A 20,214-nucleotide genomic window follows, 5' to 3' on the forward strand; every position below is an offset into this window, starting at 1 on the left:
TGCGGGGTCCGGCGGGTGCGGGAGTGCCTGGCGCCCGGCAGGGGACCGGCTCGGCACCCCTGCCACCTCGGGCGATTTGTCCCTTACGCGCCCATTGTGTGCATCGGCTCCGGGGAGCCCGCAAGCTGACGCGGTCGGCCCTCCCGACGGGCGAGGCGGTCCGGCGCTGCTTAGCGTGACACCGTGAGCGAGCAGACACCGCCCCGGCGGACAGCGGCGCGACGCGCGGAGCAGGGCCGGCCGGCCCCTCATGGCTGGCCCCACGCCCTGCTGGCCGTGATCGCCTCCTTGGCGGTCATGGCCGTCGTCGCCGCGCTCGGCCTCTGGGCCGCCGGCGCGACCGACCTGCCCGGCGGGGCGTTCCCGAGCGTGGTGGCGGCCGTGGTCGTCATGGCGGTCGGGGGTTCGGTGGGGCTCTCCGGTGACGCCGGGGTGATCGCCGACACGCAGGCCGGGCTCTCCGTGCTTCCGCTCTCCGTCACCCTCGCCGGGGCCCTGACGATGGCCGCCGGATTCCTCCGCCCGCTGCGCCACCGTGCGGTCGCCGACGTCAGGGAACTGGCCGGCTGGGCCGCGCGGATCGCGGTGCTGTGGCTTGTGTTCCTGGTCGGCCTCGGCCTGTTGGCCCGGCACCGCTTCACGATCGCCCTTGGCGGCCCCGCCGATGCCATCGGTGACGTCCTCGACTCCTCGCCCAGGGTCGGGTTCGCGGCCGATGTGCCGCTGACCCTCATCTTCGGAGTGCTGTGGCTCGCCGGCGTCCTCGTGCTGGCCCTGCTCGTCTCGCGCGGGGCGCCGCTCCCCGCCCGCCTGTTGCGCTTCCAGGAGTCGGTGCGCCCCGCCGCCCACGCGATGGTGGTCCTGCTGCTGGCGTACGTCGCCCTGGGGTTCGTCATCGGCGTCGTCGTGGCGGTGACGCGCGGACATGCCGCCGAGACGCTCGCGGTCCTGCTGCTCGGACTGCCCAACCTCCTCTGGCTCGCCTTCACGCTCGGCCTCGGCGCGTCCTGGGAGGGCCGGGTGGACGGGCCGTTCGGGCTGCCCATGCCCCGGGTCCTGAACGACGTGCTGCGCACACCGGACGACACCACGCTCAGCCTCAGCACGCTCGCCGATCACGACGGGCGGGTGTGGTGGCTGCTCGTCGTCGCCGCCGTCCTGGTGCTGGGCGCCGCGTTCCTGATGGCGGCCCGGTCCCCCGTACGGATGCGGGTCTGGCAGCACGCCGTGCACATGGCGGTGGCGCTGACCCTGACGGTGCTGGCCGTCTGCCTCCTCGCCGGCGTGTCCGCCCATTACGGGCTCTCCCTCCTCGGCATCGGGGACCTCGGCGGCGGCCTGTCGGGCCTGGTGGAACTGCGGCCCCAGCTGTGGCGGGCCCTGCTCCTGGCCGTGGCCTGGGGGCTGGTCTCGGGGTTCATCGGCGGGCTGCTGGCGCGGCGGGTCCACCGGCGCGGAGCGGTCGAGACCGACCCCGCCTGAGCCGGGCACGGGTCGGCCGGCCAGGCCCCGGCTCAGCCGGTCAGGTCCCGGAAGACGGGGCGGGCCCAGCTCGGCGGCCCCGGAGGCGCGCCCGCTCCGCTCGGCACGCCCGCGACGGGGCGGTCCACCCGCGTCGGAGGGTGGTCCGGCGCAGTGCCCCCGGTGGCCGCGGTCCGCAGCGCGGCGGCGAACGCGAGGCAGGATCCGTACCGCTCGTCGGGACGTTTGGCCAACGCCCGCGCGAGGACCGCGTCCAGGGCGGCGGCGACACCGGGCCGCTTCTCGGACAGGCGGGGCGGCTCGTCGTACTGATGGGCCCAGAGCAGGGCGATGTCGTCGTCGCGCTGGAAGGGCGGCCCGCCCGCCAAGGTCTCGTAGACGACGCAGGCGAGGCTGTAGACATCGCACCGGCCGTCCACCGGGCGGCCCGAAATCTGCTCCGGGGCCACGTAGTCGAGGGTGCCGACGAACTGGCCGACGGTCGTGAATCCGGTCAGCGACAGCGACTTCTTCGTGAGCCCGAAGTCCGTGAGGTAGGCGTGCTCCGGGTGGTCGCTGTCCGTGCCCTTCGCCACGAGGATGTTGCCCGGCTTGACGTCGCGGTGGACCAGGCCGTGGTCGTGTGCGGCGTCGAGCGCCGACGCGACCTGGGTGGCGATGCGGAGGGCGGCTTCGACGGAGAGCGGGCCCGCGTGGTCGAGCAGGTGGCGCAGATCGCGCCCGGGGACGTACCGCATGGCGATGTAGAGGACCCCGTCCGTCTCCCCCGCCTCGAAGACGGGCACGATGTGCGGGTGCTCGATCGCGGCGGCCACACGTGACTCGTGCGTGAAGCGCTGCCGGAAGGTGTCGTTGCGGGCGAGTTCGGGGGCGAGGAGCTTGAGGGCGACGGTCCGGTCGAGGCGCAGGTCCTTGGCGCGGTAGACGACGGCCATGCCGCCCCGGCCGATCTCCCCCTCGACCCGGTATCCCGCGATCTGCTGCCCGACCAGCTCGGAGGGCCGCCCGGAGTGCGGGCTCGGGCCGGGTTCCCCCGCCGCCCGCGCCATCAGCGCTCACCGGGCCGAACCGGCGGCACGACCTGCGTTGCCCCGGCCCCGCCCCCGGCCTGAATTGGCGGCACGACCTGCGTCTCCCCGGCCCCGCCCCCCGGCCGAACCGGGAGCACGACCTGCGTTGCCTCAGCTCCGTCCACGGCCTTTTCCGGCGGCACGGCCTGCGCGTCCCCGACCCCGCCCCCAGCTCCGTCGGACGCGTCCGGGACCGCCGGGACAACCGCGGTCGGTTCCGCATCCGGCACAGGGGCCACAGCCCCGACCACCCGCGTCGGTTCCGGCCGCCTTACCGGCCCCGCCCCACCACCAGCACCCCTCTCCTCCGCGTCCCGTGCATCCCTCGCATCTCGCGCATCCCCCGCACCCCGCGCATCCCGGGCATCCCGGGCATCCCGCGAAGGTTCCGCCCCGTCCCCGTCCCCACGCCCCTCGACGCTCGGCCCGCCCTCGGCCGCGTACGTACTGAGCCGCGCCCCGTCGCAGTACACCCATCGCTCGTGCTCCGCGTCGTACAGCCATACCGATTCGCCGTCCACGACCACCCCCACCCGCAGTCCGCGCGTCCGGCGCCGGAAGGACTCCCCGTCGGTGCTGCCGCCCGCCAGGTCCTCGGCCGCCCGCCGGTAAGCGGCGACGGCCTCCTCGGTCCTGGCCAGAAGCGGGCGCGGGTCGGCCGTCCGGGTCAGCGGGCCGCTCGCGCCCGGCGGATCCCGCGGCACCGCGAGCAGGAGCCGGGCGTCGACCCACGCCGACCAGCCATTGGCGCAGACGATCCGGCCCCAGTCGCCGAGCCGGTCGACCAGTTGCACGGGCAGCAGCGCGTCGAGCGGCAGCGTCGGGCGGTCCACGTCCGGCGCCTCCCAGGCGGGCAGCCCGTCCTGGGGGACGACATGTGTGGGGCGGAAGTCGGCGGTGGTCATCCAGGTGCTCCTACTTCCGCATGACGGCGGGTTCGTGGCGCCGCAGCAGCCTCGCGACCGCGTAACCGAACACGGCCGAAAGGACGGCCAGCATGCCCAGGTTGAGCAGCCAGACACCCGCGGAGTGCTGGAAGAGCGGGTCGGCGGTCAGGTCCCCCGGCACGATCCTGCCGAGTCCGATGGTCCCCGCCATGGCGCCCAGCGCCCAGCGCGACGGCACGAGCCACGCGAGCTGCTCGACGCCGGGCACCCCGTTCAGTTTGAGGAGGGCGCCGCAGAACACCACCTGGACGATGGCGAGGAGCACGAGCAGCGGCATCGTCACCTCCTCCTTGCGCACCAGCGCCGAGACGAGGAGCCCCAGCATCATGGCGGTGAAGGCCAGCAGGGCCACCGCCAGAGTGACCTCCACCAGGGGTGGCAGGAGAACCCCCTTGCCGCCGGGCGCGTTGAGGTCGACACCCAGCAGGGCCACCAGGGTCAGGACGACGGCCTGCAGCACGGTGATCGTCCCCAGGACGACGACCTTGGACATCAGGTACGCCGATCTGGAGAGCCCGACCGCCCGTTCCCGCCGGTAGATGACGCGCTCCTTGACCAACTCCCGGACGGCGTTGGCGGCGCCGGTCAGGACTCCGCCGACGCAGAGGATGAGCAGCGCGTTCATCGCCGTCTCCTGCGTCAGCCTGCTCCCCGCGAGGGCGCGGGCCATGGCGCCCATCACGAACGGCAGCGCGATCATGATCGCGAGGAACGTCCGGTCCGCGCCGAGCGCGGCGGCGTAACGCCGTACCAGGGTGCGGAGTTGGGAGCCCCAGCTCTGCGGTTTCGGCGGCGGCGCGAAGGAGGCGGGCACGGCCGCGCCGGCCGGCGCGAGGGGCCCGGGGAACGGCTGGGCGGAGGCGTTGGCGATGTACTGCTGGTGGAGCGCCGATGCCCGGTACTCCTGGGCCCAGTCCCGGTCCCGGTCGGCCTCGAAGGCCTCGAACGCCTCGGGCCACTGCGTGAAGCCGAAGAAGGGGAGCGCGTCCTTGGGCGGTCCGTAGTAGGCGATCCGGCCGCCCGCGGCGAGCACCAGGAGCCGGTCGCACACGTCGAGGCTGAGCACGCTGTGCGTGACGACGATGACCGTGCGGCCGTCGTCGGCGAGGCCGCGCAGCATGTGCATGACCGAGCGGTCCATGCCGGGGTCGAGTCCGGACGTCGGCTCGTCCAGGAAGAGCAGTGAGGGTTTGGTCAGCAGTTCGAGAGCGACGCTGACGCGCTTGCGCTGGCCGCCGGAGAGGCTGTGGATGGGCTGGTCGACGCGCTGTTCCAGGCCGAGTTCGCGGATGACCTCGTCGACCCGGGCCCGGCGCTCCGCCTTCTCGGTGTCCTGGGGGAAGCGCAGCTCGGCGGCGTATCCGAGCGCGCGGCGCACGGTCAACTGGGCGTGCAGGATGTCGTCCTGCGGTACGAGGCCGATGCGCTGGCGCAGCTCCGCGTAGTCGCGGTAGAGGTCGCGGCCGTCGTAGAGGACGGTGCCGCCGTCCGCGGGGCGCAGCCCGGTGAGGGCGTTGAGCAGGGTGGACTTGCCGGCGCCGCTGGGTCCGACGACGGCCAGCAGGCACTTCTCGCCGACCGGGAAGGAGACCTGGTCGAGAAGGGTCTTGCGGCCCCGGTCGACGGTGACCGTCAGCCCCTGGACGTCGAGCGACACCTCGCCCGTGTCCACGTACTCCTGGAGCTCGTCGCCCACGAGGCAGTACGCGCGGTGGCCGATGCCCACGATGTCCCCCGGCGCGACCGGGGCGCGGGCGACCGGCTGGCCGTTGAGATAGGTGCCGTTGTGGCTGCCGACGTCGACGATCTCGTACGTTCCGTCCGCCAGGTGCCGCAGTTCGGCGTGCCTGCGGGAGACGACCAGGTCGTCGATGACCACGTCGTTGTCGTCGGCGCGGCCGATGCGGACCGTACGGGCGGGCAGGGGACGCACGGTCGTCGGGCGGCGGAAGGTGCCCGTGGCCGAGGGCATGCTCACGGCGGAGGGGCGCTCGGCGCGGACCGGCTCGGGAGGAGCGCGGCCGACGAGCACTGCGCGGGGCCCGTCCGTGACGTTGCCGAAGCGGATGACACTGCCCGGCCCGATGTCCCCCGCCTGCACGCGCCGCCCGTCGGCGTAGGTGCCGTTGGTGCTGTGCTCGTCCTCGATCGTCCAGTGGTCCAGCTCGGCGTGGAGGACGGCGTGGTGCCAGGAGACGCGGGCGTCGTCGAAGACGATGTCGCTCAAGGGGTCGCGCCCCACGTGGTAGTCCCGGCTCGGGCTCATCACCGTGGATCCGGTGTCCGTCTCCAGGACGAGCTCGGGCGGGCTCACCGCACTGGGCCGCCACTCTCCCATGCGGTGAATTCTACCCATTAGCCCCTTTTGTCGCCTGGGCGCACCGGCTGAACCGGGCCGGCCCAGGGGCGGGGGCGGCCCCCGCGGAGGCCGCCGAAAAGCGATCAGGGCCGGTGTCGGATTTCTCCGACACCGGCCCTGATCTGCGACTCTTTCGAGTCGGGACGACAGGATTTGAACCTGCGACCCCTTGACCCCCAGTCAAGTGCGCTACCAAGCTGCGCCACGTCCCGATGCCCGTCTGACCTGGGGTTTCCCCCGGCCGTTCGTGCATGAGAACAATACCGCACTTCCCGGGGTGGTCACGAACCCCTTTCCCGTGCCGCCCCGCGCCGGCTCGGCCGCCCGGCGCCCCCCTCCTGTCCCTGACCCCTATCGCTGTCCCTGCTCGAAGTACGCCACCAGTTCCGCGTCGAGGTCCGGCACCCGGCGTGCGGTGCCGCCGGACCTGAGGGAGGCCGTGGCCTCGTAGCCGGCGGCGACCGCCATGCGGGCGGCCACGGGCGAGGTGTCGGTGACGCCGCCGTCGCGCACGAAGCGCAGGAACTCGTCCATGATCAGCGGATCGGCCCCCGCGTGCCCGGCGTCGTCGTCCGGGGCGTCCGGGATGTCGTACGTCTCGTCCGGCACCGCGCGGTACCCGGAGCGGTGGGAGTTCCAGACCTTCACCTGGCCGCCCGGGCCGTCGCCGAAGTTCTCCAGGCGGCCCGCGTCCCCGATGACCGTGTAGTTGCGCCAGTAGTCGGGGGTGAAGTGGCACTGCTGGTACGAGGCGAGGACACCGTTGTCCAGGCGCATGTTCACGAGCGAGACGTCCTCGATGTCGATCACCGGATTGAGCGCGCGCTGGGTGTGCGGCGGCCAGTGGCCGTCCTCGGTGTACCAGTCGTCGGTCTTGGGCTCCCCGGGTGCCCGGCGGTGCGGGTTGTCCCCGTACACCATGAGGTCGCCCATCGCCTGGACGTCCCGGGTGTAGGCGCCCGACAGCCAGTGGACGACGTCGATGTCGTGCGCGGCCTTCTGGAGCAGGAGGCCGGTGGTGTTGCCGCGCTCGGCGTGCCAGTCCTTGAAGTACCAGTCGCCGCCATAGCCCACGAAGTGGCGCACCCAGACCGTCTTAACCGTGCCGATGGCGCCGCGGGCGATCAGGTCGCGCATCATCCGGATCACGGGCATGTGCCGCATGTTGTGGCCGACGTACAGCCGGGTGCCCGTTTCGTGCGCCGTGCGCAGGATCTCGTCGCAGCGCTCGACCGTGATGTCCAGGGGCTTCTCGACGAAGACCGGCTTGCCGGCGCGCAGCGCGGCGACGCTCACGTCGGCGTGGGTGTGGTCGGGGGTGAGGACCAGGACGGCGTCCAGGTCGGGCGCCTCGACCATCTTGTGGTGGTCGGCGGTCACGAGGGCGTCCGGGAAGGCGGCGAGCGCCGCCGCGCGGGCCCGGGGGTCGGGGTCCGCGACGGCGGCGACGACGCAGCCGCGACCGGGCCGGTGCGCGGTGCGCGCGAGGGTGCCGCGCATGCCGTATCCGATCACGCCGATACGGAGGTCGTTCATGTCAACTTCCTTCACGTCGGGGGGTGTTGGGGCGGGCGGGGTGGCGGCGGGCCGGCCGGTTCCCGCGGCGCACGACACCGCGGAGGCCGGCACTCCCCCCGCACTCCCGGCAGCCCGCCCGGCACACCCCGGGCCGGGACGGGCCCACCACGGCCACTCCAGCACACACCACCGCACGGCGAGCGGACCGGTCCGCCGCGGCCGGGGCGCGCCGCCGGCCACCGCGGCCCCCACGAGGCCCGCCCGGCCCGGGCCGATCGGCCCCGGCCGCGGACCTGCCGGGGCCGGTCACGGGAAGGGCCGCCCCGGGCCCGGCCCCCGTGGCCGGATTCCTCACCACTTCCCCACACCCCGGGCCCCACCACGGCACACCCGGTCCGTGCGGCACACCGCCCCCCGAGGCCCCACCCCCGTCCCCGTGTCCGGATGACGTCGATGCCGGGCCGGGCCGGAGTGCCGCCGCGGGGCCCGGGCGGGACCGGCGCGCGGTTCCGTATCGCGCGCTCCGCCAGGCGCTCTCCGCCACCCCGACGCACCGTTCGCGCCGGTCCGCACGCCAACGCGCTCTCCTCCGGTGCCACCGGCGCGCCGCCGAAAGGAGCCCGGCGCCCCTTACCGGAGGGCTTGACTCCCTTACGGACAGGGGTCGTTGGGGATCACCGCCCGTGGGTCGCCCGGCCCGTCGCGGCCCGGGCCGGGCGACCGAGGCGGTCCCGCGTCCGGCGCGCCACCCCCCGAGGGCACCCCGGTACGCGGCGCGGCCGAGGTCCGCCGACCCGGCGCGGGAGCGACAAACCGCAGGTCGGGACGGGTTCCGCAGGCGCGGGGCGCGGGAGCCCGGCCGCGCGGTGGCCGGCGGGTTCCGCACCGCTTGCCGCCGCGCCACCCTACGATCCGCCACCCGACGCCACCCCAGACGGCACAAAGCGCTGGTCGGCGGGGTGGCGCGGGCTCCGATCGTTCACCCGCACGCGTGAACGGGCGCCCGAATTCGGCGATGTCGAAGCCGAATCGGTTCTGCAAATGCCTCGGGATGTCACGTCCGTGCCCGTCCCCTTCCGTTTTCTGACCCTCAGTGCCACTTGCCCACGAAACCTTTGCCGTCGTCATGTGGCAGGAAGTTGTGTGAAGGGGATGCAATCGACTGGGACCGAACAGGCCGGGGCGCACACAACGGATCGTCATCCATCGGTCAACAGGCCTTGTTCTGGCCAAAGTTGACGAAGGATGGTGTGGGAGACGAAGGCGGTTCACAGCATGAGGAGGTCGGCCTCTTCGGGACGGGACCACTGCCGATGCACCACCTGCCGGGGCCTCCCGTGGCAGGCGTTTCGCGGAGGAGGGCTCGCGGGATGGACGGATACTTCACCAGCCGGCTTCACCAGCAACTGAGGGAGGACGTACGGCACTTCGCGGAACGCGAGGTACGGCCGCGGATAGCCGAGATGGAGGCCGCGCGCACCGTGCAGCACGAGCTGTCGCGGCTCATCGCGCGGCAGGGCTGGATAGGCGCCACCGTCAGTCCCGCGTACGGCGGGATGGGCGTGGGGCACCTCGGCAAGACCATCATCATCGAGGAGCTGTCGCGGGTCAGCGGCGCCATGGGGGCGATGGTGCAGGCCTCGCAGCTCGGTGTGGCCAAGATCGTGCACTTCGGGGACGAGGAGCAGAAGAAGACCTGGCTGCCGGCCGTCGCCGCGGGCGAGTGCCTGCCGACGATCGCGGTCACCGAGCCCGAGTCGGGCGGGCATGTGCTCGGCATGGCGGCGAGCGCGGTGCGCGACGGCGACGACTACGTGCTCAACGGCCGCAAGGTGTACGTGGGCAACAGCCACGTGGGCGATCTGCACGGGGTGATCCTGCGGACCGGACCCGGCTCCTCGGGGCTCTCGGCCTTCCTCGTGGAGTCCGACCGCCCCGGCTTCTCGCTGGGCGAGCACCGCGAGGCGATGGGGCTGCACGGCTTCAGCTTCGGCGAGGTCCGCTTCGACAACTGCCGTGTCCCCGCCTCGAACCGGCTCGGTGAGGAGGGGGACGGGCTGGCCGTGGCGTACTCGTCGAGCGTGCTGTACGGGCGGGCCAACCTCACCGCGGTCTCGCTCGGCATCCACCAGGCGATCCTGGAGGAGACCACCCGGTTCTGCGCCGAGCGCATCCGCTACGGCAAACCGCTGTACGAACTGCCCAACATCAAAATCAAGTTGGGGCAGCTCCAGTCCCGGGTCATGACGGCGCGCCTGGTCGCCTATCACGCGGTGGGGCTGCTCGACCGGGGGCTGCCGTGCGACGCGGAGCTCATGAACGCCAAGGTGGTCAACGTGGAGTCGGCCCTGGACTCGGCCCGTACCGCCATGGAGATCCATGCGGCGGCCGGTCTGTTCACCGACCGCCCCATCGAGCGGTATCTGCGCGACGCCCATCACATCTTCGCGCCCGCCGGCACCTCGGACGTCCAGCTGCTCCGGCTGGCCGAGGTGGCGCTCGGCAAGGCGAAGGGGCAGTGGTCTCAGCGGCTGTCCGACGTCGTGCGGATGCCGGAGCCGGCCTCGGCCCACTGAGCGCGGGCGCGCCGCGGGGACGGCTCAGAAATGGCCGTCCTCGCGCCGGTGGATCTGCTCGATCAGCTCGGCGGCCATCGTTTTGATCGTTTCGAGCCCGGCCCTGCCCCAGGGCCGGGGCTCGGTGTCCACCACACAGATCGTGCCGAGCGCGATGCCGGTACGGTCGATGAGCGGCGCCCCGAGATAGGAGCGGATGCCGATCTCGTCCACCACCGGGTTGCCCGCGAAGCGCGGGTAGTCGCACACGTCCTCCAGGACCAGCGCCTTGCGCCGGACCACGACGTGCGGGCAGTACCCGTGGTCGCGGGCCATGATCCGGCTCACCCCGCCGGCCGCGGCCGCCGCGTTGAGGTCCGAGCCGTTGTGCGTGCCGTTCGGGGTGTGCAGGCCGGCGAAGAACTGCCGGTTCTCATCGATGAAGTTGACCATCGAGAAGGGCGCGCCGGTCACCTCGGCGAGCTTGCGGGCGAAGTCGTCGAAGGCGGCGTCGGGCCGTTCCCCCATGCCGAGTTGACGCAGTCGCTGGACGCGCACCGGCGCCTCCCGGTCGACGGGGGTGAGCAGCAGATGTCCGGTCGGGTCGTACGTCATAGTCAGGCTCCATGGCTGGTGGCTGCCGGGATGGTGGCGAGCAGGTGCTGGACCAGGGTGACCAGCGTGCGGATGCCGGAGCTGCCGATGCGGGCGTCGCAGAGCACGACGGGGACCTCGGGCTTGAGGTCTATGGCGGCCCGCACCTCCTCCGGGTCGTAGCGGTAGGAGCCGTCGAACTCGTTGACGGCGACGAGGAATCCGATGCCCCGGCGCTCGAAGAAGTCGACGGCGGAGAAGCATTCGTCGAGCCGCCGGGTGTCGGCCAGGATCACCGCGCCGAGCGCCCCCTCGGACAGCTCGTCCCACATGAACCAGAAGCGTTCCTGCCCGGGGGTGCCGAACAGATAGAGCACGTGGCGGTCGTCCAGGGTGATGCGGCCGAAGTCCATGGCGACCGTGGTGGTCGTCTTGGACTCGATCCCTTCGAGGCTGTCGTGGGCGGCGCTGACCGTGGTGAGGAGTTCTTCGGTGGAGAGCGGTTCGATCTCGCTGACCGCTCCGACAAAGGTCGTCTTGCCGACCCCGAACCCGCCCGCGACGAGGATCTTCAGCGCGGTCGGGAACGGGTCTCCGGCGTCCCTGCCGGGCAGGGTGTCAAAGCCGTCGTCGTAGGCCATCGAGCACTGCCTCCAGCAGAGATCGGTCAGTGGGCGTGTGGGCGTAGTGGGGGGCCCGTGCGGTCACCGCCCCGCAGTCCACCAGGTCGGAGACGAGCACCTTGGTGACGACGGCCGGCAGCCGTAGGTGCGCCGAGATCTCCGCCACCGAGGTGGGCCCCTTGCACATGCCGAGCGCCTGGGAGTGTTCGGGGCCCAGATGTGTCTGGGGCGCGGTGCCGGTGGCCATGACCTGGGAGAGCAGGTCCAGGGTCGCGGTGGGCCGGGTGCGGCCGTTGCTCACCGTGTAGGGGCGGATCAGCCGCCCGGCCGCGTCGTCGAGCCACGGCCCGTCCTGCGGGGCCGCCATGGTCAGCCCCTCAGACCGCTGGGTGCCCCCGCGCCCTGCCGGGCCGGGGTCACGAGGTAGGGCCGTACGCTCTTGACGAGCATCGCCATCTCGTAGCCGAGCACCGCCGCGTCGGCCTCCCGGCCGGCCAGGACGGCGAGACAGGTGCCGGAGCCGGCCGTGGAGACGAAGAGCAGCGTGGAGTCGAGCTCCACCACGACCTGGCGGACCTCGCCACCGTCCCCGAAACGCGCGCCCGCGCTGCGGCCGAGCGAGTAGAGCCCGGAGGCGAGGGCCGCCATGTGGTCGGCGCTGTCGGTGTCGAGGCCGTGGACGGATTTCACCAGACCGTCGGAGGAGAGCAGAACCGCATTGCGGGTGTAGGGCACCCGCTGGACCAGTCCGCTCAGCAGCCAGTCGAGGTCCGAGACGTGTCCGGTCGGCGCATCGCTCGCCATGGTGCATCTACTCCTTGGAGTGTTCGGCGTCAGTTTCCGACTGGAGCGCCTGGGGTGACTGATGGGTCGACTGTGCCGGGTGGTTCTGCTGAGCCTCCGCAAGGCCGATGCCGCGCTGGAAGGCGGCCATCAACCCCGGGTCGTGCAGCGCCTGTTCGTCGCTCCGGCGCGGTGCGGGAGCGTCGCGCAGCTGGGGCACGAGGTGCTCCTGGCTGCGGCGCCGGGGCAGGTCGGGGCGGCCCATGGTGCCGCGCACGGCTCCGTTCTGGGTCCTGGGCGCGGCGACCAGCCGGGGCTCGGCGTATTCGGGCGCGCTGCCGTGCCGGCTGCCCGGCACGGCGGCGGCCGGGTTGGGCCGCTCCTCGTCGGCCCCGCGCACCGGCAACGGGCCGTTGCCGCGTCCGTTGGTGGTCGGCTCGGTCAGCTGCGTCCGGGGCGGGGGCAGCAGGTCGACGGCGGGCCCGGCCTGGAACGCGGGCTCCGGCCGCAGGGGTTCCTGGAGCAGGGGCTCCTGATGCGGAGGGGTGCGGGGCGCGGGCTCCGGGCGTACGGACTGCGTGCCTACGGGCCCAGCGAGCAGCGGGTCCCGGTGCAGGGGTTCCGCGTGCAGAGGCTCCGCGTGCAGAGGCTCCGCGTGCCGGGGTTCCGCGTGTCGGGGTTCCGTGTGCACGGGCTCGGGACGGGCGGCGGGCTCGGCGGGGGCCAGGGCCGGCGCGGGGGCCGCGGCGGCGACGCGGGGTGTCTCGGCCGGCCGGGCGAGCACATCGGCGCCCGGGCCGGGGCCCGAGCCGTCCCGCCCGGCGCTCTGCGCGGACTCCTGCTGGGCGTCGCCCTGTTGGCTGAGGCCCTCGCTGTCGGCGCCCAACAGGCCCTGGGGCAGCACCAGTACGGCCTGCACACCGCCGTAGATGTTGGTCTGCAACCGCACGGCGATACCGTGCCGGCGCGCGAGCGCGGAGACCACGAACAGGCCGATGCGGCCGTCCTGGAGGAGATGGGCGACGTTCACCTGGTCGGGGTCGGAGAGCAGTGCGTTCATCTTGTTCTGCTCGGTGACCGGCATGCCGAGCCCGCGGTCCTCGACCTCGACGGCCAGGCCGGCCGTCACGAACTGCGCGCGCAGCAGGACTTGGGTGTGCGGGGCCGAGAACACCGTGGCGTTCTCGACGAGTTCGGCGAGCAGGTGGATGACGTCGGCCACCGCGTGGCCACGCAGCGTCCCGTCGATCGGCGGGACCAGTTTCACCCGGGGGTACTGCTCCACCTCGGCGATGGACGAGCGCAGGACCTCGGTCATGGTGACCGGGTGCGACCACTGGCGTCGCGAGATGGCGCCGCCGAGGACGGCGAGGTTCTCGGCGTGCCGGCGGATGCGGGTGGCGAGGTGGTCGACGTGGAAGAGGCCCTTGAGCAGCTCGGGGTCCTCGACCTCGTTCTCCAGCTCGTCCAGGAGCTGGATCTCCCGGTGGACCAGGGACTGCAGCCTGCGGGCGAGGTTGACGAAGACCTCGACCTTCTGCTCGTTGCCGACGCTGCTGGAGAGCTGGGAGGCCTGCACCACGGCGACCACGGCCGCGTCGTGGGACCGGTTCAGCTCGTGCGCCAGCAGCTCGAACTCATCGGCCCCGGGGGGCAGTTGGGCCGGCGTCTGCCGCGCGGGCGGGCCTTCGCCGCGCCGGAGCGCCTCGACCACCGTACGGAGGTCGGCGGCGGAGCGGGCGCTGCCCCTGCGCAGCCCGTTGGCACGGCCGAGCACCGTCTTGGCCACCCGGTCGGCGCCAATGCCCGCGGCGACGAGGGCGGCCAGCGCGAGCACGGCGAAGCCCGCGAGCGCGGCCCAAAGACCGATGGAGGGGTGCCGGCCGGTGGAGTGCAGGGTGAAGGCGACGGCGGCCGCACCGCACAGCACCGCCACGGTGGCGGGCAGCACGGCGGCGCGCAGCAGCTGCGGGCGTATGCGGGACTCGGGCGACGGGCGCGGCCCGGGAGGCGTCGGCGTCCGGCCCGCGGGAGCGGGGCGTTCGGCGCCGGGGGCGGGCGGCTGCGGCCGGGTGGCGTTGCGGCCGTGCCGCCCGCCTTCGCGGCGGTCCGGCCGCGCTGCGGGTGCGCGGAGATGAGACATCGGCGTCCTCGGTGCGTGGGGTCCCATGGATCACTCTGGCAGGCCCGACTCGGCTGCTGTAGGGCCCACTTTGATCGTCGGCCACTCACCGTAGTGTTCAATCCATCACCCTCGGTGCTCAGTTGGGAAACTTCCCCGTACGGCGTCCCGCTCTGGTATGACGCCTCGTACGGCAGACCGACCCCGTGCGCGTCCGCTCCGACATGTGTTCGCCAGGTGGCCACGGCCGGGGTCTGGACGCACGGGCGGGTGGGGCCAGGCCCACTTCTGGGTCCGGAGGGGCTCCGGGGGGCGGACGACGGTGCACAGTGGTGATCGTCGGGCCGCGCCGACCAGGGGCGCGGCGCAGGGGTCACCGGTGTGACGGCCGGGTGCGCGAACGGGAGGCGGGGACGATGCGACGGATGTGGTCGTGGGTGGCGGACGTGGGTGTGGGGTGGGTGCGGGCCTGCGCGGTGGCGGCGGTCGGCCTGCTGATCCCGGCCGTCTGGGCAGCGGCCGTCGCGCTGGGCGTGGCGTGGGGTGCGTCGAACCCGTGGTCGTGGCTCGCGCCGCTGGTGCTGGTGGGCGTGGGCACCTTCGCACTGGCGCGCCCGGTGTGCCGCGCGGTCCGTTTCCTCGTCGCCCGGTGGAGCGGCACCGTCATCCCCTCGGGATACCGCCGGCCGGGGCCGGTGACCCGGCTGTCCACCGGGTACTGGTGGAACGGCTTCGGCTACGAGCGCAGCAGCCGTGACGCGGTGCTCGACCAGCGGATGCGGCTGCGCCTCGGGGACCGGGCCAACGCGCGGGACCTGCGGTTCACCGCGGTCCTGGCGCTCACCGCGGCCCCGGTCGCGGCCGTGCCGCCCGCCGCCCTGGTCACGATGGCCGTCTGTGGCGTCCGGCCGGGGCCGTCCGCGGTTCTCCTCGGGGCCGGGGCCCTGGCGGTGGCCGTGGGATCGGGCCCGTACGCCTGGCGGCTCCTGCGGCCGGTGGCCGTACGGTTCCTGCGTCCGTCGGCGGCGATGGCGCTCGCCGAGCGGGTGGACGAATTGACCGCGCAGCGCGCCGACACCACGGTGGCGCAGGCCGCCGAGATCCGCCGGATCGAACGGGACCTGCACGACGGGGCCCAGGCGCGCCTGGTCGCGCTCGGGCTCTCGCTCGCCACGGCGGAGAAGCTGATGGACAAGGACCCCGAGCGGGCCAGGGCGCTGATGCGGGAGGCGCGGGCCGGTGCCACCACCTCCCTGTCCGAACTGCGCGAGCTGGTGCACGGCATCCATCCGCCGGTCCTGGGCGAGCGGGGCCTGGTGGACGCGGTACGGGCCTTCGCCCTGGACAGTCCGCTGGAGGTGCGGGTCACCGCCGACGGCGAGTTCCGCCTCGACCCGCCGATCGAGTCCGCCCTGTACTTCGGCATCGCCGAACTGGTCACCAACGCGGTCAAGCACGCGCACGCCTCGCGCGCGCGGATCTCCCTCGCGCAGGACGCCACCGGTGTCGTCGTCGAGGTCGAGGACGACGGGCGGGGCGGCGCGAAGGCCCGGGAGGGCGGTGGCCTGGCGGGGCTCGGCCGCCGCCTCGCCGTCTTCGACGGCGGCGTGGAGATCAGCAGCCCCGAGGGCGGCCCGACCCTGGTGAGGATGATGGTGGCATGCGCATCGTTGTAGCCGAAGACCTCTATCTCCTGCGGGACGGCCTGGTGCGCCTCATCGAGGCGTACGGACACGAGGTGGTGGCCACCGCGACCACCGGGCCCGAGACCCTGGAGGCGCTGGTGACATGGCGGCCCGATGTGGCCGTGGTCGACGTCCGCATGCCGCCCGCCCAGTCCGACGAGGGGCTGCGCGCGTCCCTCGCCGCCCGGCGCGAGGTGCCGGGCCTGCCCGTCCTGATCCTGTCCCAGCACGTCGAACAGCTCTATGCGCGCGAGCTGTTGGCCGACGGGGCCGGCGGCATCGGCTACTTCCTCAAGGAGAGCGTGTTCGACGGCGACCAGTTCATGGACGCCCTGGAGCGGGTCGCCGCGGGCGGCACCGCGATGGATCCGGCCGTCATCGCCAAGCTGTTCGCCGCCGGCCCGTCCAACCGTCTGCTCGCGGCGCTCACCGAGCGCGAGCACGCCGTGCTCGCACTGATGGCCGAGGGCCTGTCCAACCAGGCCATCGGCGGGCGGCTCTTCCTCAGTGAGAGTGCGATCAGCAAGTACACGACGTCCTTGTTCGGCAAGCTCGGCATCGGCGACGACCAGAGCGGCAACCGCCGGGTCCTCGCCGTGCTCACCTACCTCAACAACGCCTGAGCCGCGCTCCGTTCGCTCACTGCTCGCCCCCGGGCAGGGTGGTCGTGGTGAGCGTCCCGGCGGGCTGCCCCGCCAGGGCCCCCTCGATGGAATCGCGCCAGACGGGCCCGGCGAGGGTGCCGCCGAAGGCCTCCCCGACGGTGGTGCCGCCGATGCTCTGGCCGTCGAGGTCGCGCGGCCTGCGGGTGTCGCTGACGACGGCCGCGCCGGCCAGTTCGGGGGTGTAGCCGGCGAACCAGACCTGCTTGCTCTCGTCGGTGGTCCCCGTCTTGCCCGCGCTGTCGCGGTCGGTGAGTCCGGCGGGTTTGCCGGTGCCGTCCTGGACGACGCCGAGCAGCATGGTGGTGACCGTGTCGGCGGTCTGCGCGGACATCACCGGGTGGCAGTCGGCGCCCGGCACCGCGACGTCGCCGCCGTCCGGCTTGGTCACCGAAGTGATCGCCACCGGGGTGCAGTAGGTGCCGTGCGCGGCGAACGTGGCGTACACATTGGCCATCTCCAGCGGGGTCAGGTCGTTGCTGCCCAGCGTGAGCGAGGGGACCACCTGGAGTTTGGTGCCGCCCGCCTGGGCGGTGATGCCGAGCGCGTTGGCCATCCTCGACACCTCGCACAGGCCGGTGTCGGCCTCCAGTTGGGCGAAGTAGGTGTTGACGGACTGGGCCATGGCGTCGGGCATGTCGAACGGGCCGACCAGGGAGTGGCTGTCGTTGTGGACCTCGCCGTTCTCCGGGTAGGTGTTGCCGGCGCAGTCGGACATGGCGGGCCAGGGCATCGAGTACGGCGCCGGATACTGCTGACCGGGGCTCGTCCCCTGCTCCAGGGCGGCGGCCGCCACGACGGGCTTGAACGTGGAGCCGGTGGGGAACCCGAGCCCGCCGCCCATCTTCGTGCCGACGTTGAGGTTGATCTCCGTCTGGTGGGCGCCCAAGCCGTAGTCGCGGCTCTGCCCCATGGCGAGGATCTTGCCGGTGCCGGGCTGGACGAGGCTCATCACGGCCGCCGCGTCGTCCGTGGTGTAGGCGTGCGAGGTGACCGAATCCTGGAGCGCCTTCTGCGCCTTGGGCGACAGGGTCGTGCGGATCCGCAGCCCGCCCCTGCTCCACAGGGCCCGCCGCTCGGTCGCGGTCCGGCCGAACGCGGGGTCGGTCAGGACGATGCGGTGCACGTAGTCGCAGAAGAAGCCCTCGCCCTGGTGGGCGGTGATGCAGCCCTGGCGGGGCGCGCTGATCCTGAGCCTGATGGGTGTGCCGATGGCCTGCCGCGCCTGGGCCTCGGTGACCGCGCCGTACTGGGCCATCTTGGTGAGCACGGTGTCGCGGCGCTGCTTGGCCAGGGAGGGGTTGGTGACCGGGTCGTACATGGACGGCGACTGCACGAGGCCGGCGAGCAGGGCGGCCTGCGGGAGGGAGAGGTCCTTGGCGTGGACGCTGAAGTAGCGCTCGGCGGCGGCCTCGACGCCGTAGGCCTGCTCACCGAAGAAGGTGATGTTCAGATAGTTGGTGAGGATCTGGTCCTTGGGCAGGGTCTGCTCCAGCTCGATCGCGTAGCGCAGCTCCTGGATCTTGCGCCCTATGGTCTGGCGCTGGGCTTCGAGCACGGCCTTCTGGTCGCTGCCCGCCTGCTCGACGAAGACGTTCTTGACGTACTGCTGGGTGAGCGTGGAGGCGCCCTGGGCGACGGCGCCGGTGGCCGCGTTCTTGTTGAGGGCGCGCAGCACGCCCTGGAGGTCGACCGCCCCGTGCTGGTAGAAGCGGTTGTCCTCGATGTCGACCAGCGCCTGGCGCATGACGGGCGCCATCCGGTCTCCGGGTATGACGGTGCGGTCCCGGTCGTAGACGGTGGCGATGAGGCCGCCGTCGGCGTCGTAGATCTGGGACGCCTGCGAGAGCGGGGGCGTCTTGAAGACGTCGGGCAGGCTGTTGAAGCTCTCCGCCGCCGACTTGGCCCCGGCCCCCAGCGCCCCCGCGACCGGCAGGGCGATCCCCGCGGCGAGGGCGCCCGCCAGAACGCTGACTCCGAGGAACCGGAGCAGGCGGATGAACAGGGAGCCGGGCGGGCGGGGGCGCGTGGAGGACATACGCGGAAACATACGCAGCGGACCTATGAATCATGCCGGGCGCCTGTCCGCCCCGGACGATTCCGGCCGCCCGCTCCGGGCCCGCCGGCCTCCCGTCGCGCCCGCGCCCGGTCATGGCCGCGACGCCCGCCGGTAAACCCCCTGACCAGGCGTGATCTACTTCTCCGGCATCCAAGGAGAGAAGACCGTGAACCACCCCTCGCGCGCCCTGCTCGGCGCCGTGCCACTGCTCGCCCTGGCACTCGGCGTCACCGCCTGCTCGGGCGGCGCCACCGCGCGGCCGTCCGCGTCGTCACCGGGCCCGGCGGCGAGCGGCCCGGCTGCCCCGCCGTCGGCCGCCGCGTCCCCGAGCGCCATCGCATCCCCGTCCGCCTCACCGGCCGGCCCCTCGGCACCGTCCGGACACACCCCGGCGACGGCACCCCGCTCCGCCGACCCCGGGGCGAAGTCCCGGACTTCCCGGGCCCCCGCGGCGAAGCCGGAGCGGACGGGCCGTGCGTCCGGCGGCGGGCGTTCCACCACGACGGGCTCGGACGACGGGAGCAGCGGGAGCATCCCTCAGAACCCGAACCGGGGCTCCCACCCCGTGCCCGCTCCCCCGCGCCCGGCGCCCAAGCCGACCTGGTCGGACGCGCGGTGGAAGCCCGGCGACCCCGTGCACGACGGCTAGGGCCTGTCGGGCCGCTCCGGGCCGGGACGTAGGCCTGGTTGACTGGTCCGTATGGATCACGCACAGGCTCCCGGCGCCCGGCCCCGGACGCGTACGGCGCTGCCCCTGGACCCCGAACTGGCCCGCGTGCTGGCCGCGTTGGGGCCACGGGCGAGGGTCCCGCTCACCCCGGAGAACCTCGCGGAGCGCCGGCGGCGCGACGTCTCGGACCGGCCGAGGCCGACGCTGGAGGACCTTCGGGCCGACGGCCGCTTCGAGGTGACCGAGCTGTCCGTGCCGCGTCCCGCCCGGGGTCCGGACGTGACCCTGGTGTTGGCCGGACCGGCCCGCCGGGCGGGGCCGCTGCCCGTCCTGTACTACCTGCACGGCGGTGGGATGGTGATGGGCAACGCCTGGTCGGTGCTGCCCCGGCTGCTGCGGGAGTGGGCGCTCGACCTCGGACTCGCGATCGTCTCGGTCGACTATCCGCTGGCGCCGCGGGCTCGCCACCCGGTCCCGGTCGAGGCCGCCTACGCGGGGCTCGTCCATGTGACGGGCCACGCGGCCGAGTTGGGCCTCGACGCCGAGCGCGTGGTCATCGGCGGCAAGAGCGCGGGCGGGGGCCTGGCGGCGGCCCTCGCACTGCTCGCCCGCGACCGGGGCGGGCCCGCACCGATCGGTCAGCTGCTGCTGTCCCCGATGCTCGACGACCGGGGCGAGTCCTTTTCCGGCCGGCAGATGGCGGACCTCGACCCCTGGGACCGGATCTCCAACTCCACCGGCTGGCAGGCCCTGTTGGGCGATCTGTGCGGCACCCCGCGCGTTTCGCCGTACGCCGCCCCGGCCCGCGCGGAGGATCTGTCGGGGCTGCCCGCAGCGTACATCGAGGTCGGCTCGGCCGAGACGCTCCGGGACGAGGACGTGGCCTACGCCCGGGCGATCTGGCGGGACGGCGGCGAAGCCGAACTGCACGTGTGGCCCGGCGCCTGCCACGGCTTCGACACCCTCGCGCCCCGGGCGGCGATCAGCCGGGAGGCCCGACAGGCCCGAACGCGCTGGCTGCGGCGCGTCCTGGACCGCAGCGCTGCGCCGCAACTTCCTTACCGTGAACCATAGTTGCGCCGACC

General features: G+C 73.3%; 15 protein-coding genes, 1 tRNA gene and 1 pseudogene. 5 read left to right on the plus strand and 12 right to left on the minus strand.

Annotation, left to right across the window (positions count from 1 at the left end; genetic code table 11):
• Window positions 1–183 precede the first annotated feature (183 nt).
• Window positions 184–1,482 carry a streptophobe family protein gene (locus tag ACGF3I_RS07135; protein ID WP_393129583.1) on the plus strand — a complete coding sequence of 433 codons (1,299 nt, stop codon included), beginning with the start codon at window positions 184–186 and terminating at the stop codon, window positions 1,480–1,482.
• Between the two features lie 32 nt (window positions 1,483–1,514).
• Here the strand turns inward: ACGF3I_RS07135 and ACGF3I_RS07140 are convergent, their stop codons facing one another.
• From ACGF3I_RS07140 to ACGF3I_RS07160, 5 genes and pseudogenes are all read right to left on the minus strand, one after another.
• Entirely contained in the window at window positions 1,515–2,531 is a 1,017-nt protein-coding gene (locus ACGF3I_RS07140; RefSeq protein WP_393129584.1) for a serine/threonine-protein kinase, read from the minus strand.
• A gap of 209 nt (window positions 2,532–2,740) precedes the next feature.
• Window positions 2,741–3,457: pseudogene (locus ACGF3I_RS07145) on the minus strand (hypothetical protein); the annotation flags it as partial.
• A 10-nt stretch (window positions 3,458–3,467) separates the two neighbouring features.
• Window positions 3,468–5,837, minus strand: a complete 2,370-nt coding sequence (locus ACGF3I_RS07150; RefSeq protein ID WP_393129585.1) for an FHA domain-containing protein — start codon at window positions 5,835–5,837, stop codon at window positions 3,468–3,470.
• A 159-nt stretch (window positions 5,838–5,996) separates the two neighbouring features.
• Window positions 5,997–6,070, minus strand: a tRNA-Pro gene (locus ACGF3I_RS07155).
• A 139-nt stretch (window positions 6,071–6,209) separates the two neighbouring features.
• Window positions 6,210–7,394, minus strand: a complete 1,185-nt coding sequence (locus tag ACGF3I_RS07160) for a Gfo/Idh/MocA family protein (RefSeq protein WP_393129586.1) — start codon at window positions 7,392–7,394, stop codon at window positions 6,210–6,212.
• A 1,352-nt stretch (window positions 7,395–8,746) separates the two neighbouring features.
• Here ACGF3I_RS07160 and ACGF3I_RS07165 point away from each other — a divergent pair.
• Window positions 8,747–9,952 carry an acyl-CoA dehydrogenase family protein gene (locus ACGF3I_RS07165; RefSeq protein ID WP_393129587.1) on the plus strand — a complete coding sequence of 402 codons (1,206 nt, stop codon included), beginning with the start codon at window positions 8,747–8,749 and terminating at the stop codon, window positions 9,950–9,952.
• A gap of 24 nt (window positions 9,953–9,976) precedes the next feature.
• On the opposite strand, the gene ACGF3I_RS07170 is transcribed toward ACGF3I_RS07165, so the two are convergent.
• From ACGF3I_RS07170 to ACGF3I_RS07190, 5 genes are read right to left on the minus strand one after another with little or no spacing between them, the layout of a single operon-like run.
• Window positions 9,977–10,546, minus strand: a complete 570-nt coding sequence (locus tag ACGF3I_RS07170; protein ID WP_393129588.1) for a GAF domain-containing protein — start codon at window positions 10,544–10,546, stop codon at window positions 9,977–9,979.
• 2 nt (window positions 10,547–10,548) lie between these two features.
• Window positions 10,549–11,166 carry an ATP/GTP-binding protein gene (locus ACGF3I_RS07175; protein ID WP_393129589.1) on the minus strand — a complete coding sequence of 206 codons (618 nt, stop codon included), beginning with the start codon at window positions 11,164–11,166 and terminating at the stop codon, window positions 10,549–10,551.
• On the minus strand, window positions 11,144–11,515 hold the full coding sequence (locus tag ACGF3I_RS07180) for a DUF742 domain-containing protein (protein ID WP_393129590.1): 372 nt from the start codon (window positions 11,513–11,515) through the stop codon (window positions 11,144–11,146). Before ACGF3I_RS07180 ends, ACGF3I_RS07175 begins: the two co-directional genes overlap by 23 nt.
• Window positions 11,516–11,517: 2 nt before the next feature.
• The gene (locus tag ACGF3I_RS07185) at window positions 11,518–11,952 is read right to left on the minus strand and encodes a roadblock/LC7 domain-containing protein (protein WP_393129591.1); all 435 of its coding nucleotides are present in this window, start codon (window positions 11,950–11,952) and stop codon (window positions 11,518–11,520) included.
• Window positions 11,953–11,959: 7 nt separating this feature from the next.
• Window positions 11,960–14,074 (minus strand): ATP-binding protein, encoded by a 2,115-nt coding sequence (locus ACGF3I_RS07190; RefSeq protein ID WP_393129592.1) that lies wholly within the window; start codon window positions 14,072–14,074, stop codon window positions 11,960–11,962.
• Window positions 14,075–14,469: 395 nt separating this feature from the next.
• Here ACGF3I_RS07190 and ACGF3I_RS07195 point away from each other — a divergent pair, with 395 nt between their 5' ends.
• Both ACGF3I_RS07195 and ACGF3I_RS07200 read left to right on the plus strand, forming a co-directional pair.
• On the plus strand, window positions 14,470–15,729 hold the full coding sequence (locus ACGF3I_RS07195) for a sensor histidine kinase (RefSeq protein WP_393129593.1): 1,260 nt from the start codon (window positions 14,470–14,472) through the stop codon (window positions 15,727–15,729).
• Window positions 15,714–16,361, plus strand: a complete 648-nt coding sequence (locus tag ACGF3I_RS07200) for a response regulator (protein ID WP_393129594.1) — start codon at window positions 15,714–15,716, stop codon at window positions 16,359–16,361. The genes ACGF3I_RS07195 and ACGF3I_RS07200 overlap by 16 nt, the downstream gene beginning before the upstream one ends.
• A 16-nt stretch (window positions 16,362–16,377) precedes the next feature.
• Here the strand turns inward: ACGF3I_RS07200 and ACGF3I_RS07205 are convergent, their stop codons facing one another.
• Both ACGF3I_RS07205 and ACGF3I_RS07210 read right to left on the minus strand, forming a co-directional pair.
• The gene (locus ACGF3I_RS07205; protein WP_393129595.1) at window positions 16,378–18,438 is read right to left on the minus strand and encodes a transglycosylase domain-containing protein; all 2,061 of its coding nucleotides are present in this window, start codon (window positions 18,436–18,438) and stop codon (window positions 16,378–16,380) included.
• 156 nt (window positions 18,439–18,594) lie between these two features.
• Window positions 18,595–18,993, minus strand: coding sequence for a hypothetical protein (locus tag ACGF3I_RS07210; protein ID WP_393129596.1), 399 nt, complete (start codon window positions 18,991–18,993; stop codon window positions 18,595–18,597).
• A 166-nt stretch (window positions 18,994–19,159) separates the two neighbouring features.
• Here ACGF3I_RS07210 and ACGF3I_RS07215 point away from each other — a divergent pair, with 166 nt between their 5' ends.
• A complete protein-coding gene (locus tag ACGF3I_RS07215) occupies window positions 19,160–20,203 on the plus strand; it encodes an alpha/beta hydrolase (protein ID WP_393129597.1) in 1,044 nt (347 codons plus the stop codon).
• Window positions 20,204–20,214 lie beyond the last annotated feature (11 nt).

Origin of the sequence: Streptomyces sp. NPDC048111 (genome assembly GCF_043202815.1) — a bacterium.
In the GTDB taxonomy this organism is placed as follows: domain Bacteria; phylum Actinomycetota; class Actinomycetes; order Streptomycetales; family Streptomycetaceae; genus Streptomyces.

Coding starts and splice junctions, on each gene's coding strand:
- ACGF3I_RS07140 (WP_393129584.1), bottom strand. CDS start 2,531: ATGGCGCGGGCGGCGGGGGAACCCGGCCCGAGCCCGCACTCCGGGCGG.
- ACGF3I_RS07150 (WP_393129585.1), bottom strand. CDS start 5,837: ATGGGAGAGTGGCGGCCCAGTGCGGTGAGCCCGCCCGAGCTCGTCCTG.
- ACGF3I_RS07160 (WP_393129586.1), bottom strand. CDS start 7,394: ATGAACGACCTCCGTATCGGCGTGATCGGATACGGCATGCGCGGCACC.
- ACGF3I_RS07165 (WP_393129587.1), top strand. CDS start 8,747: ATGGACGGATACTTCACCAGCCGGCTTCACCAGCAACTGAGGGAGGAC.
- ACGF3I_RS07170 (WP_393129588.1), bottom strand. CDS start 10,546: ATGACGTACGACCCGACCGGACATCTGCTGCTCACCCCCGTCGACCGG.
- ACGF3I_RS07175 (WP_393129589.1), bottom strand. CDS start 11,166: ATGGCCTACGACGACGGCTTTGACACCCTGCCCGGCAGGGACGCCGGA.
- ACGF3I_RS07180 (WP_393129590.1), bottom strand. CDS start 11,515: ATGGCGGCCCCGCAGGACGGGCCGTGGCTCGACGACGCGGCCGGGCGG.
- ACGF3I_RS07185 (WP_393129591.1), bottom strand. CDS start 11,952: ATGGCGAGCGATGCGCCGACCGGACACGTCTCGGACCTCGACTGGCTG.
- ACGF3I_RS07190 (WP_393129592.1), bottom strand. CDS start 14,074: ATGTCTCATCTCCGCGCACCCGCAGCGCGGCCGGACCGCCGCGAAGGC.
- ACGF3I_RS07195 (WP_393129593.1), top strand. CDS start 14,470: ATGCGACGGATGTGGTCGTGGGTGGCGGACGTGGGTGTGGGGTGGGTG.
- ACGF3I_RS07200 (WP_393129594.1), top strand. CDS start 15,714: ATGCGCATCGTTGTAGCCGAAGACCTCTATCTCCTGCGGGACGGCCTG.
- ACGF3I_RS07205 (WP_393129595.1), bottom strand. CDS start 18,438: ATGTCCTCCACGCGCCCCCGCCCGCCCGGCTCCCTGTTCATCCGCCTG.
- ACGF3I_RS07210 (WP_393129596.1), bottom strand. CDS start 18,993: ATGCTCCCGCTGCTCCCGTCGTCCGAGCCCGTCGTGGTGGAACGCCCG.
- ACGF3I_RS07215 (WP_393129597.1), top strand. CDS start 19,160: ATGGATCACGCACAGGCTCCCGGCGCCCGGCCCCGGACGCGTACGGCG.